At 65.1% G+C, this 1474-nt stretch carries 2 protein-coding genes; both read left to right on the top strand.

The window, feature by feature from the left end:
• Window positions 1–215: hypothetical protein (locus ACN269_RS34415; protein WP_421477473.1), on the top strand; the 215-nt coding region annotated here is incomplete at its 5' end.
• Window positions 216–280: 65 nt separating this feature from the next.
• Window positions 281–1474: DUF3556 domain-containing protein (locus ACN269_RS34410; RefSeq protein ID WP_421477471.1), on the top strand; the 1194-nt coding region annotated here is incomplete at its 3' end.

Raw genomic sequence — 1474 nt, 5'->3', positions numbered from 1 at the left:
GCTGGGAGTACAACCTGGTGCTCGCCGGTGCGGCCGTCGGTGTCGCGACCATCGGTGCGGGCAAGCTCAGCCTGGACTACGCGCTGTTCTCCGGCACCGGGTTCTACGACCTGCTGCACGGCTGGTGGGGCCTGGCGATCTCACTCGGCCTCGGGCTGGCCGGCGGCATCGGCCAGCTGGCGATCTTCTACCGGCCACCAGCCAAGACCGGCTGAGGGAACATCGGGAAACTCCACCCAACTGATTCCCGCAGACTAGAACACGTTCTAATCTGTCGCCCATGGGTTTCTTGAAGCAGGACGCGCCCGTCGTCGACTACGAGACGTGGAGCAAGGGCACCCGCGCGGAGAAGATCGTGCCGATGGCCCGGCACTGGGCCGAGGTCGGCTTCGGGACACCGGTCGTACTGCATCTCTTCTACGTGGTCAAGATCCTGCTCTACCTCCTGGGCGCATGGCTGGTGGTGCTCGCCACCGACGGCATCGACGGTTTCACCAACGTCACCTCCTGGTACGACGAACCGATCGTGTTCGAGAAGGTCGTGCTCTACACGATGCTGTTCGAAGTCGTCGGGCTCGGGTGTGGCTTCGGTCCGCTGAACAACCGGTTCTTCCCGCCGATGGGATCGATCCTGTACTGGCTGCGCCCCGGCACCATCCGGCTGCCACCGTGGCCGGCCCGCGTTCCGCTGACCACAGGGAGTACCCGCACCCCGCTGGATGCCGCCCTCTACGCAGCACTGCTGGTGCTGCTCGTCGTCGCGCTGTTCTCCGACGGCACCGGGCCGATCCCCGAGCTCGGCACCACCGTCGGGGTGCTGCCGGTCTGGCAGATTTGGGCGATCCTCGGCGTGCTCGCGGTGCTGGGGCTACGCGACAAGGTCATCTTCCTGGCTGCCCGCGGTGAGGTCTATGCGTCGCTCGCGGTGTGTTTCCTGTTCTCCGGTGCCGACATCATCATCGCCGCCAAGCTGGTGTGCCTGACGATCTGGCTCGGCGCGGCCACGTCGAAACTCAACAAGCATTTCCCGTTCGTCATCTCGACGATGATGAGCAACAACCCGCTGATCCGGACCCGTCGGCTCAAGCGGCTGTTCTTCGAGAAGTTCCCCGATGATCTGCGACCCGGCCGAGTGTCGCGGATCGTCGCGCACATCAGCACGGCGATCGAGATGCTGGTCCCACTGGTGCTGTTCTTCTCGCACGGCGGCTGGGCGACGGCGATCGCCGCGACAGTCATGTTGTGCTTCCACTTCGGCATCCTGTCGGCGATCCCGATGGGCGTGCCGCTGGAATGGAACGTCTTCATGATGTTCTCGGTGCTGGCGCTGTTCGTCGGGCATGCCGGGGTCGGCCTCGGTGATCTGGGCAGCCCCTGGCCGATCGTGTTGTTCGCGGTGGTCGCGGGCACGGTCGTCCTCGGCAACCTGTTTCCCCGCAAAGTGTCGTTTCTGCCCGGGATGCGCTACTACGCC

The organism is Micromonospora sp. WMMD736 (assembly GCF_049179015.1).
Classification (GTDB): Bacteria; Actinomycetota; Actinomycetes; order Mycobacteriales; family Micromonosporaceae; genus Micromonospora.
This window is presented reverse-complemented; position numbering and strand designations above follow the sequence as displayed.